The organism is Adlercreutzia wanghongyangiae, from assembly GCF_035989245.1.
Classification (GTDB): Bacteria; Actinomycetota; Coriobacteriia; order Coriobacteriales; family Eggerthellaceae; genus Adlercreutzia; species Adlercreutzia wanghongyangiae.
This window is the reverse complement of the sequence record NZ_JAYMFF010000022.1, coordinates 1-14,653: the sequence shown is the minus strand read 5'-3', so window position 1 is coordinate 14,653 and position 14,653 is coordinate 1. Positions and strand designations below refer to the sequence as shown.

Annotated in this window: 12 protein-coding genes; 6 read left to right on the top strand and 6 right to left on the bottom strand. The window is 63.3% G+C overall.

Annotated elements, in window-relative coordinates:
• Window positions 1-84: 84 nt before the first annotated feature.
• Window positions 85-2,493, bottom strand: coding sequence for an ATP-dependent helicase (locus VIN30_RS10145; RefSeq protein WP_338211321.1), 2,409 nt, complete (start codon window positions 2,491-2,493; stop codon window positions 85-87).
• A gap of 166 nt (window positions 2,494-2,659) precedes the next feature.
• On the opposite strand from VIN30_RS10145, the gene VIN30_RS10140 reads away from it, so the two are divergent.
• Complete coding sequence (locus tag VIN30_RS10140; protein WP_326424431.1) at window positions 2,660-3,049, top strand: hypothetical protein; 390 nt, start codon at window positions 2,660-2,662, stop codon at window positions 3,047-3,049.
• A 147-nt stretch (window positions 3,050-3,196) separates the two neighbouring features.
• On the opposite strand, the gene VIN30_RS10135 is transcribed toward VIN30_RS10140, so the two are convergent.
• On the bottom strand, window positions 3,197-3,793 hold the full coding sequence (locus VIN30_RS10135; protein WP_338211319.1) for a hypothetical protein: 597 nt from the start codon (window positions 3,791-3,793) through the stop codon (window positions 3,197-3,199).
• A gap of 445 nt (window positions 3,794-4,238) precedes the next feature.
• On the opposite strand from VIN30_RS10135, the gene VIN30_RS10130 reads away from it, so the two are divergent.
• Genes VIN30_RS10130 through VIN30_RS10120 form a run of 3 tightly spaced genes read left to right on the top strand, consistent with a single transcriptional unit; the run spans window position 4,239 to window position 7,281 of the window.
• Complete coding sequence (locus VIN30_RS10130; RefSeq protein ID WP_338211317.1) at window positions 4,239-5,579, top strand: ATP-binding protein; 1,341 nt, start codon at window positions 4,239-4,241, stop codon at window positions 5,577-5,579.
• 39 nt (window positions 5,580-5,618) lie between these two features.
• Window positions 5,619-6,518, top strand: a complete 900-nt coding sequence (locus VIN30_RS10125) for a TatD family hydrolase (RefSeq protein WP_338211315.1) — start codon at window positions 5,619-5,621, stop codon at window positions 6,516-6,518.
• Between the two features lie 7 nt (window positions 6,519-6,525).
• Complete coding sequence (locus VIN30_RS10120) at window positions 6,526-7,281, top strand: TlyA family RNA methyltransferase (RefSeq protein ID WP_338211313.1); 756 nt, start codon at window positions 6,526-6,528, stop codon at window positions 7,279-7,281.
• 318 nt (window positions 7,282-7,599) lie between these two features.
• On the opposite strand, the gene VIN30_RS10115 is transcribed toward VIN30_RS10120, so the two are convergent.
• Window positions 7,600-8,649 carry an aspartate-semialdehyde dehydrogenase gene (locus tag VIN30_RS10115; protein WP_338211312.1) on the bottom strand — a complete coding sequence of 350 codons (1,050 nt, stop codon included), beginning with the start codon at window positions 8,647-8,649 and terminating at the stop codon, window positions 7,600-7,602.
• A gap of 197 nt (window positions 8,650-8,846) precedes the next feature.
• Window positions 8,847-10,124, bottom strand: coding sequence for an aspartate kinase (locus VIN30_RS10110; RefSeq protein WP_326426751.1), 1,278 nt, complete (start codon window positions 10,122-10,124; stop codon window positions 8,847-8,849).
• A 234-nt stretch (window positions 10,125-10,358) separates the two neighbouring features.
• On the opposite strand from VIN30_RS10110, the gene VIN30_RS10105 reads away from it, so the two are divergent.
• Window positions 10,359-11,363: a peptidase gene (locus tag VIN30_RS10105; protein WP_338211311.1), complete on the top strand. Its 1,005-nt coding sequence runs from the start codon at window positions 10,359-10,361 to the stop codon at window positions 11,361-11,363.
• A gap of 10 nt (window positions 11,364-11,373) precedes the next feature.
• Window positions 11,374-12,591 carry a trimeric intracellular cation channel family protein gene (locus VIN30_RS10100; RefSeq protein ID WP_338211310.1) on the top strand — a complete coding sequence of 406 codons (1,218 nt, stop codon included), beginning with the start codon at window positions 11,374-11,376 and terminating at the stop codon, window positions 12,589-12,591.
• A gap of 118 nt (window positions 12,592-12,709) precedes the next feature.
• On the opposite strand, the gene VIN30_RS10095 is transcribed toward VIN30_RS10100, so the two are convergent.
• On the bottom strand, window positions 12,710-13,339 hold the full coding sequence (locus VIN30_RS10095) for a DUF47 domain-containing protein (RefSeq protein WP_326426755.1): 630 nt from the start codon (window positions 13,337-13,339) through the stop codon (window positions 12,710-12,712).
• An 18-nt stretch (window positions 13,340-13,357) separates the two neighbouring features.
• Window positions 13,358-14,413: an inorganic phosphate transporter gene (locus tag VIN30_RS10090; protein ID WP_326426756.1), complete on the bottom strand. Its 1,056-nt coding sequence runs from the start codon at window positions 14,411-14,413 to the stop codon at window positions 13,358-13,360.
• Window positions 14,414-14,653 lie beyond the last annotated feature (240 nt).

The window sequence follows — 14,653 nt, the reverse complement described above, 5'->3', positions numbered from 1 at the left end:
TCCCTCCTCCATCAACAATCGTACGCGAATTATCATAGCATACCGCCGCATTTGGGAAGACTGCCCAAGCGTCCTACAACGCCCCTATCCGATCTTCACGATGGGAGCGTAGTCCTTCAGCAGCTTCTTCGTCTGGCCGGTCTTGGCGAACTTAATGTGCAGGGTGTCGCCATCTACCTTCACCACGGTGCCGCGGCCGAAAGTCTTGTGATCCACCGTATCTCCCGCGGCGAAGGTCGCGCGCGCCGCCGCTTTCTTGCCCGCGTTCGGGTTCGCCCCGGCACGCACGCGTCCGGCACCGTCGGTCGCCGACGACGCAGCCCCCCGCCCACCGCGGCCCAAGCCGCCGCCGGCGCGGAACTCCTCGAAGCTGCGACCACGCGAGCCGCTGGCGCTGGAACGACCGAACACGCGACCCTCCCCCGCCTCGGTGCCCGAGCCGGCAATGCCCCGGCGGCTTCCCCGCTTCTCCCAGCCGGTGCCGGAAAAGCCCGCCGAGCCCAAGCCCGTCGTCTGGCGCAACTCGCTGGGAATCTCGCCGATGAAACGCGACACGGGATTCGCGTGGGTCTGGCCGAAAATCTGGCGCTGCTGGGCACAGGTGAGATACAGCTTCTTGCGGGCGCGCGTGATGGCCACGTAGGCCAGCCGCCGCTCCTCCTCCACGGCCGCCGCGTCCCCCACCGAGTTCATGTGCGGGAACAGCGTCTCCTCCATGCCGGCCACCCACACGCAGTCGTACTCCAGGCCCTTCGACGAGTGCACGGTCATCAGCGTCACGGCCTGGCCGTCTTCGCTCACCGTGTCCAGGTCGGTGCGCAAGCGCACCCACTCGATGAAGTCGGCCAGGGAATCGCCCCGCAGCACGCGCACCGGCTCGGCGGCCGGGTCGTCGCCCACCGTGGGCGCGGCGTAGTCGGCGTCGTCCTCGTCGTGGGTTTCCACGAACTCGTCCACGACGCCCAGAAACTCCTGGATGTTCTCGATGCGCCCGCGCGCCTCGTCGGTGGCCTCGTCCTCCAAGGCGCGGATGAGTCCCGCCTTGTCGATGATCATCTCGATCACCTTCCGCAAATTGCCGCTGTAGCCGGCGGCGTCTTTGATCGTCTGCACAAACTCGCCCACCGACCGCCGCGTGGCCGGGCGGATATCAGGATCCACGATGGCCAGCTCGCATGCCGTGAGAAACGGCATGTTCATCTCCAGCCCGAACTGGTCGATGCGCTCGATGGTGGCCTTGCCGATGCCGCGGCGCGGCACGTTGATCACGCGTTTGGCGGCGATGTCGTCGGCGGGGTTCACCACCAGGGTCAGGTACGCCATCACGTCGCGAATCTCGGCGCGGTCAAAGAACTTCGTGCCGCCCACGATGCGATAGGGCACCCCGGCCCGCAGCAGCATATCTTCCAGCATGCGCGACTGGGCGTTGGTGCGGTAGAACACGGCCATGTTATTGTAGGAGAGCCCGTCAGCGCGGCGCTTCTCTATCTCGCCGGCAATCCAGCGGCCCTCGTCGCGCTCGTCGCTCGCCAGGTACACGGAAATCTTGTCGCCGTCGCCCGAAGCCGTGAACAGGCGCTTCTGCTTGCGATGGCGATTGTTGGCGATCACGGCATTGGCCGCGTTCAGAATGTTGCCCACGCTGCGGTAGTTCTGCTCCAGCTTCACCACCCGCGCCTCGGGGTAGTCGCTCTCAAATTCCAGGATGTTGCGCAGATCGGCCCCGCGCCACGAGTAAATGGACTGATCGTCGTCGCCCACCACCATGATGTTGCGGTGTCCCGCGGCCAGAAGCTGCGTGATGGCGTACTGGGCGCGGTTAGTGTCCTGGTACTCGTCCACCATGATGTAGCGGAAGCGCTCCTGGTAGGCGCGGCGTACGTCTTCGTGGTGCTTCAGCAGCAGGTAGCCGTACAGCAGCATGTCGTCGAAGTCCATGGCGTTGGCAGCCTTCAGGCGTTCCTGCAGGCGCGTGTACACCCGCGCGGCCACCTTCCCCACCGGGTCGGTCGCCTGGGCCTCGAAATCGGCCGGCACCACCAAGTCGTTCTTCGCCTGGGAGATGCGGTTCATCAGCGCGTTCACGGGGAAGCGCTTCGGGTCGATGTTCAGGCCGGCCATAATGTCCTTGTACAGGCGCTTCAAGTCATCGGTGTCGTAGATGGTGAAGCCTCGCGTGAACCCCAGCCGCTCGGCATCGGCGCGCAAAATGCGGCCGCACATAGAATGGAAGGTGGACACCCACATGGCCCGGGCGCGACCGCCCACCAGCTGCCCCAAGCGCTCGCGCATCTCGGCGGCGGCCTTGTTGGTGAAGGTGATGGCCAGCACCTCCCAGGGCGCCGCCAGGTCCTGCTCCAGAATGTTGGCGATGCGGTAGGTGAGCACGCGCGTCTTGCCGGAACCAGCGCCGGCCAGCACCAGAAGCGGGCCCTCGGTGGTAGTGACCGCTTCGCGTTGCGGGTCATTCAAGGTGTCGATGTCGATGGACATGGTGCGCTCCTTCGCATACCGGCCGGAGGGGCCGCCCGGCACGTTTTCTTTCGCTTCTCCGACAGACAGCAAAGCGGTTGGCGACAATGCGCCAACCGCGTCGTTTCGGGATCGTTCGTTGGGTCACCATAGGATACAACACCTGCCATCCAGAGAGGACAGCGCTATGACAACGCGCGAAAAGAACAACGAGAACGGCCGCGAGCGCCGCAGCCACGCGAAACACGGGGAAACCTTCGCCGAGCGCGACCCCTTGGCCGCCGAGGAGCCAACCGTGCTCGAGTCGTCGGCAAGCGACCCGGTGCTGCCGGCCATGCAGGAGTTCGAGGTGGATGAGGGCGGCCCGAAGGGCTCCCAGGCCAAGCATCCCGGTGTGCTGTGGGGCATCATCGCCGTGGTGGCGGTGCTCATCCTGTGCTTCGCCTTCGCCATCGCCGGCGACTGGATGGCCCCCAGCCAAGCCGAGCGCACCGCCCAAACCGAGTTCGCAGAGCAAACCGTCCCCGAAGACCTGGGCGCCAACGAAAACCCCGAAGCCACCACAACGAACGATTAGCGAAATGTTCTAATCAAAAGATGACAACCAGCTAAGATAAGCAACCTTTCAGTCAGATTGCACCTGACGAGAGCGCCACGCCCGATATTCGTTTACATCTGATTGCACCAAGGCCAAACATGCAGCCACCACTTAGAATCAGCGTATTCAGTAAGAACGCCGGGTCCATGGACTCCCGGCAAGCCAGTAAGCAGCGGCTCCCGTCATGTAGGCGAGAAGATCGAGGGGATCGGCAGTACTGGCTTTGACGAAGAGCGGGGCAGCGTATTCCCAGAAGATACCGCAGAGAAACAGGTAGACGACACTCGTAGTCAGCCGGCGGATGCGCATGTCAGGACGTACCAAATCGAGAAGCATATTGGTGTAGGCAAGAAACGCCGCACCACCCAGGAAATCGTTCAGGTGACACTGCACAAGATAAGCCACCGGACTATCGGGAAAAACCGCGGCCGCAAACGGCTTCAGAGCGTACTCGTTGCCGCAGAATCCCACGAAACAGAAGGCCAACACGGCCAAGTCGAATATCAACGCTCCGCGCGCTCGACCAGCGTTGTACGCCAACTCACGCGCAACCGATCGCACAAAACCACAAGGGCAGCGTGCGTCATCGGGCGCGCAGGCTGCCACGGGCTCGGCCCGCACGCCTTCCGCAACCGACGCCTCGGAAGTCGCATCACGCAGTGCGTCAGAAGCTGCCGGCGCACGCTGCCCCACCACCGCATCATCCCCAGATACGTCGCCCATCGCTATCCGCAGAACGAGAATAGAAAGAGACCGAAGGCGATACCTACGCCAATAACGAAAACCCACCAGCAGCATCCATGGTTGTTGTTCATAGCCAGTCCTCACTTCTCAAAATCCACCGGCCAGTATAGCAAAACCCACCAACCTCCACCCAAACGCCGCTGAGCACGTCACAGCCATCACCGCGCCCAATCGCATTACCTTCCCACTAGTAATCTGCCTATCCCCTCCGGTAGCCCACATTGCCATCGGGGGAGGCTACGTCTGCGTCAGCTGTGCAAATGACAGAAGACACTATGGATATTTTCGCCACTTTTTAGTCGGAGTTTTTGGCATTCTTGCCACTTTTTAGTCGGAGTTTTTGGCATTCTTGCCACTTTTTAGTCGCAGACTGTTTTAATATGATCTGCGAAACCCTCTTATTCCCATCTGCGGAAGGAATGCCATGGAACGCTTTGCGATGAAAGACTTGGCAGGTTGGAAGAGCTCACCTCGCCGACGTCCCCTGCTCATACAGGGAGCACGCCAAGTGGGGAAAACATGGCTCATCAAGAATTTCGGGCGCATGAACTACAACGCCACTGCCTATATCAACTTCCTCGATGACGAGGCAATGGTAAGGCAGTTCGACGGAGAACTCTCGCCCTCCCGCCTTCTCGACGCAGTAACATTCTATACCGGCGTTGACGCCAAAGATCCTGCCACACTCGTAGTGTTCGATGAAATCCAAGAATGCCCACGCGCCATCACATCCCTTAAGGCCTTCGCTGAGCGTCGCCCAGAAACTCACCTGATCGCAGCGGGCTCCTTGTTGGGCGTCGCGCTGCATCAAGGCACCTCATTTCCCGTCGGCAAAGTTGACCACCTGTTCATCTACCCCATGACCTTTGACGAGTTTCTTATCGCCACGGGAAACGAGATCATGAGGAACACGCTACACGAGGGCGACTTCTCCCTCGTGAATTCGTTCACCGAGCGATACATCGAGCAGTTGCGGCGGTACTATTTCATCGGCGGCATGCCCGACGCCGTGCAGACCTACCTGGACAGCAATGATCTGAGAGAAGTGCGCGCCGTCCACAATCGCCTCCTGTTCGACTACGAGCATGATTTCTCGAAGTACGCGCCCGCCGCTCTTGCCGAAAAGATTCGGCTCGTCTGGAACTCTATCCCCGGCCAGCTCGCCCGCGAAAACAAGAAGTTCATCTATGCCGCCGTGCGAACCGGTGCCCGCGCGCGGGGCTACGAGGAAGCCATCCAATGGCTCGTCGATGCCGGCCTGATCATCCGCGTCAATCGCATCAGCAAGCCAGGCCTGCCCCTTGCGTCCTACGCGGAAAAAGAGGCCTTTAAAACATACTTCCTCGATGTCGGACTTTTGGGAGCAGCCAACCGTCTTGGCCCTTCAGTTCTCGTTGAAGGAAGCGAGCTCTTCTCAGAGTTCAAAGGCTCCTTGACTGAAAATTATGTATGCCAGGAGCTGGTCGCTACGGGCAAAGTCATCCCCTATTACTGGTCGGCGGAAAACTCGTCGGGGGAAATCGACTTTGTGTACGACTACGATAGTCAGATCGTGCCCATTGAGGTTAAAGCATCGACCAACCTTCAAGCAAAAAGCCTTCGCCTATTCGTGGAAAAGAACCATCTCGAACGTGGACTCAGGCTTTCGCTCGACGGGTTCAAAGAACAGGACTGGGTAGTGAATCTGCCTCTATATGGTACAGGCCTCCTTCCTGATTGGTTTTATGATCTCGAAGGCCAATCAAAGCAACCAAATGTCCAGTGAGTCCAACGACTCCAAGATTCAACGCAAAAGGAAGTTCCCATGGAAACTTGGTACGATATGCATTGCCATTTGGGGTTTGCTCCTGATCCGACCGTGACGGCGGCGGCTGCGGAAGGCGCGGGCGTTCGCGCGTTCTCGTGCACGGCGGAGCCGGCGGAATACGAACGCCTGCAAGCGGCTTTGGCCGACGCCCGCAACGTCGCCGTGGGCCTGGGGGCTCATCCCTGGTGGATCGCCGACGGCCGCGTGGGCGATACCGAGCTGGAGCGGTTCTGCGCGCTCGCTCCCGCGACCCGCTATATCGGCGAAATCGGACTCGACTTCGCCGGACCGCGCGACACCGAGGAGAGCCGCGCCCGGCAGACGGACGCCTTCGCCCAGCTGCTCGCCGCCTGCGACCAGCCTGCGGCGGCGCCTTCACCGGTCCATACGGAAGGCCGTGCGGCGGGCGACGGACACGACGGCACTCGTGCTGCGGTTGCGAGCGACGACCAGAACCGCCCCGGCAGCAGCACCCTCACTCCCGACATTCCCGCGATGCCCCCAAAGCTCATCTCGATCCATGCCGTGAATGCCGCCGGCGTCGCGCTGGACTTGCTCGAGCAGGCCGGTACCCTCTCGCGACACCAGGTAATCCTCCATTGGTTCTCCGGCACTTCCGACGACCTGATTCGCGCCGTGCGCGCCGGATGCTTCTTTTCCGTGGGACCCCGTATGTTGGCATCGCGACGCGGCCGCGAGTACGTGCGGCAAATACCGCTCGACCGTCTGCTGCTGGAAACCGACATGCCTTCCCGCGCAGGCGACACGCTGGCTGCCGAGGTGTGGCACGCCGAGTTGGGCAACGCCTTGGCCGGCATCGCCCAACTCAAGCAGCTGCCCCGCAAGGAAGCGCTGGCAGCCGTCAACCAAACCAGTGCTCGGCTGCTCGCGGTATAATGCCCCCATGACCAAGAAGCCGAAGAAAATGCGCCTGGACGACCTGCTCGTAGAGCGGGGCGATTTTCCCGACCGCGACACCGTGCTGCGGGCCGTCATGGCCCGTGAAGTGCGCGTGAACGACGTGTACGTCACGAGCGCCGCCATAGCCGTGACGCCCGATGCCGACATCTTCCTCAAAGGACGCAAGCAATTCGTCTCGCGCGGCGGAAAGAAGCTGCAGGGCGCCCTGGATGCCTTCGCGCAGGATGTATCGGGCATGAACTGCCTGGACATCGGCTCGTCCACCGGAGGCTTCACCGACTGCCTCTTGCAGGCCGGCGCTGCGCGCGTGGCGGCCCTCGACGTGAACTACGGGCAGCTCGCATGGAAGATCCGCCAGGACGCGCGCGTGACCGTCTTCGAGCGCACCAACATCAAGGACGCCGACCCCACCGCCCTCGGCGCCCCCTTCGACCTCATCGTCATCGATGTGTCGTTCATCGGACTGGCAGCGCTGGCTCCGGTTTTCCCCCGCCTCAGCCACCCGGGCACCGTGTTCATCGGCCTGGTGAAGCCCCAATTCGAATCGGCCCACGATGAGACCGACCGCGGTGTGGTGCGCGACGCGGCCGTGCGCCTGCGCACCGTGGAAGAGGTGAAAGCGGCGCTGGCTGCCGAGGGTTTCACCGTAACGGGCGTGGTGGAGTCCCCCATCACCGGCCCCGAAGGCAACGTGGAATACCTCGTCCGCGCCGTGTATCGCGACGATTCGAGGGATTGACGGCCGGCTCGGTCGACGAGCCCCTCGATTTCTGCACGAGATCGCGATTTATGAGCGTCTCGACTATCGCACCGAGGCCGCAATCTGGGAAGATCTTCGAAAAACACCAGCTCAGGACATTGGGCAAACCGGTAGTCTTTCACGATCGAGCGCAAATCGCCTTCCGAGACGCTCATAAATCGCGATCTCGTGCAGAAAAGGCCCCTTTCGAGTACCGAACGAAACGTTACCGGCCATTGCCAACGCAAAGCCCAAGGCTACCGCCAAAAAAAGGCGGCCCGCAGGCCGCCTCGCGAGGTCGGAGTCGAACCAGCCGCCCTACGGCAGCAGCAGCTGGGCGATCTGCACGGCGTTCAGGGCCGCGCCCTTGCGAATCTGGTCGGCCACATTCCAGAAGGCAATGCCGTGGGGCACGGTGGGATCCTTGCGCAGACGGCCCACGAAGGTGCCGTCGGTGCCCGCAAGCAGACCCGGCATGGGGTACACCTTGTTCTCGGTGTCGTCCATCACCTGGATGCCCGGCGCCGCCTCCAGGGCCGCGCGGGCCGCATCCACCGTCACCTCGTCGGCGAACTCCACGTTCAGCGACTCGCCGTGGCAGCGCAACACCGGCACGCGCACGCAGGTGGCGGCCACCTCGATGTTCGGGTCGCCCATGATCTTCTTGGTCTCGACGACCATCTTCCACTCCTCCTTGGTGGAGCCGTCGTCCAAAAACACGTCGATATGCGGAATGGTGTTGAAGGCGATGCGATGGGCGAAGGCCTTCACCTCCAGCTCCTCGTCGGGCGTGCCGTCCAGGTAGGCGCGCGTCTGGTCGTACAGCTCGGCCATGGCCGGCGCACCGGCACCCGAGGCGGCCTGGTAGGTTGACACCACCACGCGCTTGATGGGCGACAGGTCGTAGAGCGGCTTCAGCGCGGCCACCATCTGGATGGTGGAGCAGTTCGGGTTCGCGATAACGCCGGAATGCCACGCCACATCCTGCGGGTTCACCTCGGGCACCACGAGCGGCACATCCTCGTCCATGCGGAAGGCACTGGAGTTGTCGATCATCACGGCACCGGCAGCGGTGACGGCCTCGCGCATCTGCTTGGACACGCCCGCACCAGCCGAGAACAGCGCAATGTCCACGCCTTCAAAGGACTCGGGCGTCATCTCCTGCACCGTAAGCTCGCCGGCAGGCACCTGCCCGCAGCCATCAAAGGCCACCTTCTTGCCGGCGGAGCGAGCGCTCGCCAACGCGCGCACCTCACTGGCGGGAAAATCCAGGTCGTGCAGCACGCGCAGGAACTCCTGCCCCACCGCACCGGTCGCCCCGGCCACCGCCACCACGGGGTTCGCAGGCATCTCTTTCGTCCAGGCCATTTTTGTATCCTTTCGTTTGATACCGAGCAGCGCCGCACCCCGAGAGGGGGCGTTGCGAAGTTCTCTGAACACCAATCCTGTTTGCGCCCAACGGGCGCATCATAAAAACATGAGGGAGCGCAGCGCCTGAGCCGAAGGCGAACAGCGAAGCGGGTACTTCGCAACGCCCCCTCTCGGGGTGCGGCGCGAACAACTCGTTAGCGACCTTTCTTCATCTTCGCGGCGATCTCCTCGGCCGACAGCTGGGTCTCCACGAACAGATCGTCGGAATCGAGGCCGAAGGCGGTGTGCAGGCACTGCACGGCCTGAGTGGCCTGAGCCGCGTCCACGATGACCGACAGACGAATGGGCGACGTGGAGATGGCCACGATGTTGATGTTGTTGTCGCCAAGGGTCTGGAAGGCGCGCGACGCCACACCGGGCGACGACTTCATGCCGGTGCCCACCAGGCTCACCTTCGCGATGTCCTCGTCCACGATGAACTCGCGCGCACCGATCTGGGGGACGATGCGCTCCAGCGTGTCCTTCGCGCGGCCCAGATCGGCCCCCGGGGTGGTAAAGGAGATGTCGGTGACGCCGCCCTCGGACACGTTCTGAATGATCATGTCCAGGTTCACGTTGTTCGCGGCCAGGGCGGAGAACATCTTGGCGGCCACGGCGGGCGTGTCGGGAAGCCCGCGCACGGTGACCTTCACCTCGGACGTGTCGCTGGCGATGCCGGTGATGACGGCTTCTTCCATTTCGTACTCCTCCTTGATATAGGTGCCTTCCGCATCGGAAAATGCCGAGCGGGAATGGATGACCACCTTCCATTTGCGGGCGAACTCCACCGCGCGGCTCTGCAGCACGCCCGATCCGGCGCTGGAAAGCTCAAGCATGTCGTCGTAGCAGACCGAATCGAGCTTCTTCGCGCGGGGAGCCACACGCGGGTCGGTGGTGTAGACGCCGTCCACGTCTGAGTAGATCTCGCACACGTCGGCGTTGATGCCCCAGGCGATGGCCACGGCCGTGGTGTCCGAGCCGCCGCGGCCCAACGTGGTGATGTCGTCGTTGGCGTCGATACCCTGGAAGCCCGCGACCACGGGAATGACCCCGGCCTCCAGCGCGTCCAAGATGCGCTCGTTGTGCACCTTCACGATCTTCGCCTTGTTGTGGGTACCGTCGGTCTGGATGCCCGCCTGGCGGCCCGTGAAGCTCATGGCCTTGTAGCCCAGCGCCTCCACGGCCATGGCCAGAAGCGTCATGGACACCTGCTCGCCCGTGGACAGCAGCCGATCGAGCTCGCGAGCGGGAGGCGCGCCGGTTACCGCGCTGGCCAGGCCCATCAGCTCGTCGGTGGTCTTGCCCATGGCCGACACCACGGCCACCACCTCGTTGCCCTGCTGGCGCATGCGCACCAGCCGCTTGGCGACGTTCTTGATGCGCTCCGGCGACGCCACCGAGGTGCCGCCGAACTTCGCAACGATCAAAGACATGGTGCCCACTCCTTTTCAGAATGCGGGGAACTTGCACCCGGATACACTGAGCCATCACTATACCAAGAAATCGAAGAAGCGGCTGCATGTGTCGGTTTTCCGACGGTGGACGGGCGCAGGCCGCTTGCGGACACGGCATTGTCTATGATGAGGGCGTTGCGTAATATGGGCACTTCGCCCCGGAGTCCTCGGCTCCGGCGGCGCCCTGCCACCCACCCGTTCGGAGGAGCCTGTATGCCGGCCATCATCACCCACGACCTGTTCGCCAAGGACATCTACAACGAGGTGTTCGAATCCGTGGGCGGCTCGCGCGACGAGGCCGAGGCGTTCCTGCTGGGAAACCAAGGCCCCGACCCCCTGTTCTACGCAGCTGCCGACCCGCGCTACCTGGCCTACGCGAAGCTCGGCACCACCATTCACGAGGCACGGCCCACCGAGCTCATCGTGGCGCTGAAGGCCGCTGTGCCGCTGCTGCCGTCCCACCAGCGCTCGTGGGCGCGCGCCTACGTGCTGGGCTTCCTGTGCCACTACGAGCTGGACCGCACCGTGCATCCCCTGGTGTACAGCCAGGTGAACGCCTTATGCACCGCCGGCGTGGAAGGTCTGGGTGACGAGGCGCGCTCGGAAGTGCACGCCGTTATCGAGACGGACCTGGACGAGCTTGCGCTCACCCGCAAGCGCGGCGAGACCGTGGCCAGCTTCAACCCGGCCACGGCGGTGCTGAAGGGCTCGCCGGCTATGCTCGGCGCCGTATCGACCTTGTACGCGCGCGCTGTGAAAGACGCCTTCGACCTGGACATTCCCCAGAACCTGTTCGCAGCTTCGGTGCGCGCCCAGCGTGCGGCCCAACGCGTGCTGTACTCTCCGAAGGGATGGAAGCGCGGTGCCCTGGGCGCGATGGAGCGCCTAGTGCGGCCCCATTCGCTGCTGGCCGCCCTCAGCCATCGCGGCGAGGAGCGCAACCATAGCCCCTACGCCAACACCGACCACCAGGTTTGGGAAAACCCCTTCACCGGCCAGGCGAGCACGACCGATTTCTGGGATCTGTACGATCAGGCCCGCGCCGGCGCCCTGCGCGCCATCGCCGCTGTGGATGGCGACGGCTTCTCGCTGGAAGACGCCCGCGTTCTCACCGGCGATCTGAATTTCCGCGGCGAGCCCGTGGTGGCGACGGTCATGGCCGTGGAAGACGTGTCCGCTCCTGCAGCCGCGGGCGCCCCGTCCGATCCCGCGCGCTAGGACGGCTGCCGTGACTCTGGAAACCGCCTTCACCCTCCCCTTCTGGTTCGAGTTCGCCGCCACCGTCACCGGCGGACTGTCCGGCGGCATGTCCGCCGTACGCGCCCGCTACGACATCTTCGGCACCGTGGCCATCGCCTGTATGACCGGCATGGGCGGCGGCATCATCCGCGACGTGCTGCTGCAGGGCTACGGCGAATACGGCCTGTACGCCTTCCAAAGCCCATGGTTCCTGCTGTCCTGCGCCTGCGCCGGCGTGGTGGTGTTCTACTTCGGCAAGCTGGCCACCTACCTGGACCCCATCGTGGATCTGCTCGACAACATCTCGGTAGCCCTGTGGGCCATCATCGGCGCCTCGAAGAGCCTGTCGGCAGGGCTCGGCGTCATCCCCTCGGTCGTGCTGGGCACCATTACCGCTATCGGCGGCGGCATCTCGCGCGACGTGCTGATGAACCGGTCGCCCGTGGCCTTCCAAGCCGGCCCCATCTACGGGTCGGCGGCTCTCATCGGCTGCGCGGTGTACTGCCCCCTGAAGGCCAACGGCATCCTGCCCGACTCGGCGGGCTTCCTCTGCGCGGCGCTCATCATGGCCCTGCGCTACCTGTCGCTCATCCTGGGCTGGCGCACCAAACCCCCGCGCGACTATTCCGACCGCGTGGTGGAAAGCGTGGTGCGTCCGGCGCGCTTCATCGCGCGCAAGGTGCACGTGCCCATGGGCAAAACGGCCCGCGAGCGCCAGGGCAGCACGCGCGTCGATCGGCTGAAGCGCCACGGCAAGCGCCTCTACGACCGCCTCAGCGGACACTGGATGGATCAAACCGGCGAGGAATTCGAGCCCACCGTGCTGATGGATAAGCTGGAAGTGCCCATTGTGGAAGCGCAGAAGGTGGGCGGCGCCCGCGAGAAGGCGGCCGAGGCAACCCCCGAACCCGACCCCTCTGACCGCCTGTTCGTCGACCGCGACGAGCTGTACCGCATCATCGGCCTGGATCCCGACCCGGAACCGAACGAAGCCCCCGACCCCTTCGCCCCCCAAACGCCCGAGCCTGTGCGCCACCGCTCCAAAAGCGAGATGAAGCGCGGCAACCCCCGTAAGCGCAAGGAAGCCGCGAACAGCGCCGGGGCGACGGCGGATTCCGAGGAAGAGAAGACGACGCCCCCGGAATCCGAGGACGTCGAGAAAAGCTCCGATCAGACTGAGGAGAAACCCGGAGAGGTCGAAGCCTAGGCCCAAAGCCCCAGGCGCACTGGGGCGCCAAGGTGCCGGGGCGCCGGTGCACCTCAAGAGCGCCGCGACGCGCAGCCCCCGCATCGCGACGGCGGCGCCCTTGCGCCCGACGAGCGCCCTACATGTTCTTCAGCAGAATGGTGCTCATAAGGTCGGCAGTGTGCTCGCAGGCGTCGCAGCAGCTCTCCATGAACGCGTACAGGCGCGACCACTTCAGCACGTGCATGGGCTCGTCGGCATGGTTCACGTGCAGGTTGCGAATCACCTCCACGTACAGCCCGTCGGCCTCCTCCTCGTTGTCCGACACCTGGATGACCAGCTGCTTGAAGTTCTTCGACTTCTTGAAGTTGCGGAAGTCCTCCATGGCGGCGTCCACAGCCTTGCACGACTTGCGGATGAGCTTGGCGAAGCGCAGGGCGTCGTCGGGAATCTGATGCACGTCGAACATGTAGAAGTACTGCAGCACGTCCTCTATCTCGTCGAGGATGTTGTCGAGCGAGCCGGCCAAGGCCACAATATCCTCGCGATCGAACGGCGGCATGAAGTCGCCCCCGACGTTCTTGTAGATGTCGTGGTTAATGGTGTCGCCGGCATGTTCCAGCTCGTGCGCCTCGTCGAGCACCGCGCGCAGCGAGGCCGCGTCGGTGAAGTTCTCCATGGCGCGGACGAGCACGCTGGCCTCTTGGACAGCCAGATCGGACAGCTCCTCATAGGCGGCAAAGTAGTCGTACTTGTGCTTCTTACCCACAGTGGTCTCCTTCTCGCGTTACAGGATCATAAGGAACAACTTCGCGCAGGCAAAGCCCAGAATGCCGCACCCGGGAAAGGTGAGCACCCAGGTCTTCACCATATCGATGGCAATAGACCATTTCACGTCCTTGGGGTTCTTGGCGGCCCCCACCCCCATGATGGCCGTGGTGTTGGTATGGGTCGTGGAAACCGGCAGGCCCCCGAAGGTGGCCAGAAACAAGCTCGCGAAGGTAGACAGGCTGGCAGCGAAGCCCTGGAACGACTCTAGCTTCACCATGTCCATGCCCACCGATTTGATGATGCGCTCGCCACCCACTGCCGTGCCCAGGCCCATATTCAGGGCGCAGAACAGCATGAGCCACAGGGGCATGGCCACACCCGTCAGGTCCATGCCCATACCCGCCGTCATCATGATGGCCAGCATGAAAATGGACATGAACTTCTGGCCGTCTTGGGCGCCGTGCATGAAGGCCACGCCGGCCCCCGAGCCTATCTGGGCCCATTTGAAGAAACGGTTCGCGCGCTGGCGGTTGACGCCGCGGCACAGGCGCCCGATCACCTTGTAGTTGATCCAGCCCAGACCGAAGCCCAGCAGCGTTGACAGCAGAATGCCGTAGACCACTTTCATCCACTCGGCTCCGTTGATGGCGTCCAGACCGCCCTGCACGGCGATGGCCGCGCCGGTCAGGCCGGCGATAAGCGAATGGGACTGGGACGTGGGAATGCCGAACCACCAGGCCGCCACCCCCCACACGATGATGGCCACCATGGCCGCCATCAGCGCCGTGAGCGCCTGGTGCGCATCGCCGCCGAAATCCACCATCGAGAACACGGTATGGGCCACGGCAGTGGACACCAGCGACACCAGCAAAAGCCCGAGGAAGTTGAACACCGCCGCCATAATGATGGCATGGCGGGGTTTCATGGCCCGCGTGGAAACAGCCGTGGCGATGGCGTTGGGAGCATCGGTGGCCCCATTCACCACAATCACGCCGATATTGAGCAGCGTCACCACCAGCAGGATGGGATTCTGCACAAGCTCGGAGAGGAAAAAGGTCCACTCGATGGTCACGAAGTTCCTTCCAACTGATTAATCGGCGCAAAACGCGTGCCGTTTAAGTCTACCCCATGACGGTTCGTCAACGGGACAGACCCCCGTGTTTTTTTGATAGTGTGAAAGAGCCGTAACGGACAGCCAAAAATTGGTCCCCGAATTCCGGCGCGTGCGAAAAACTGCCTCGATTTCCCGATTTCCACCTTTTTGGGCTTGCTTCGAGGTGAAAAACGGGAAATCGGGGCAGTTTCGGGGGCA

Bases quoted from the DNA above. Each gene is read 5' to 3' on its own strand.
- VIN30_RS10115 (WP_338211312.1), bottom strand. From the start codon at position 8,649: ATGGCCTGGACGAAAGAGATGCCTGCGAACCCCGTGGTGGCGGTGGCC.
- VIN30_RS10125 (WP_338211315.1), top strand. From the start codon at position 5,619: ATGGAAACTTGGTACGATATGCATTGCCATTTGGGGTTTGCTCCTGAT.
- VIN30_RS10130 (WP_338211317.1), top strand. From the start codon at position 4,239: ATGGAACGCTTTGCGATGAAAGACTTGGCAGGTTGGAAGAGCTCACCT.
- VIN30_RS10135 (WP_338211319.1), bottom strand. From the start codon at position 3,793: ATGGGCGACGTATCTGGGGATGATGCGGTGGTGGGGCAGCGTGCGCCG.
- VIN30_RS10140 (WP_326424431.1), top strand. From the start codon at position 2,660: ATGACAACGCGCGAAAAGAACAACGAGAACGGCCGCGAGCGCCGCAGC.
- VIN30_RS10120 (WP_338211313.1), top strand. From the start codon at position 6,526: ATGACCAAGAAGCCGAAGAAAATGCGCCTGGACGACCTGCTCGTAGAG.
- VIN30_RS10105 (WP_338211311.1), top strand. From the start codon at position 10,359: ATGCCGGCCATCATCACCCACGACCTGTTCGCCAAGGACATCTACAAC.
- VIN30_RS10145 (WP_338211321.1), bottom strand. From the start codon at position 2,493: ATGTCCATCGACATCGACACCTTGAATGACCCGCAACGCGAAGCGGTC.
- VIN30_RS10110 (WP_326426751.1), bottom strand. From the start codon at position 10,124: ATGTCTTTGATCGTTGCGAAGTTCGGCGGCACCTCGGTGGCGTCGCCG.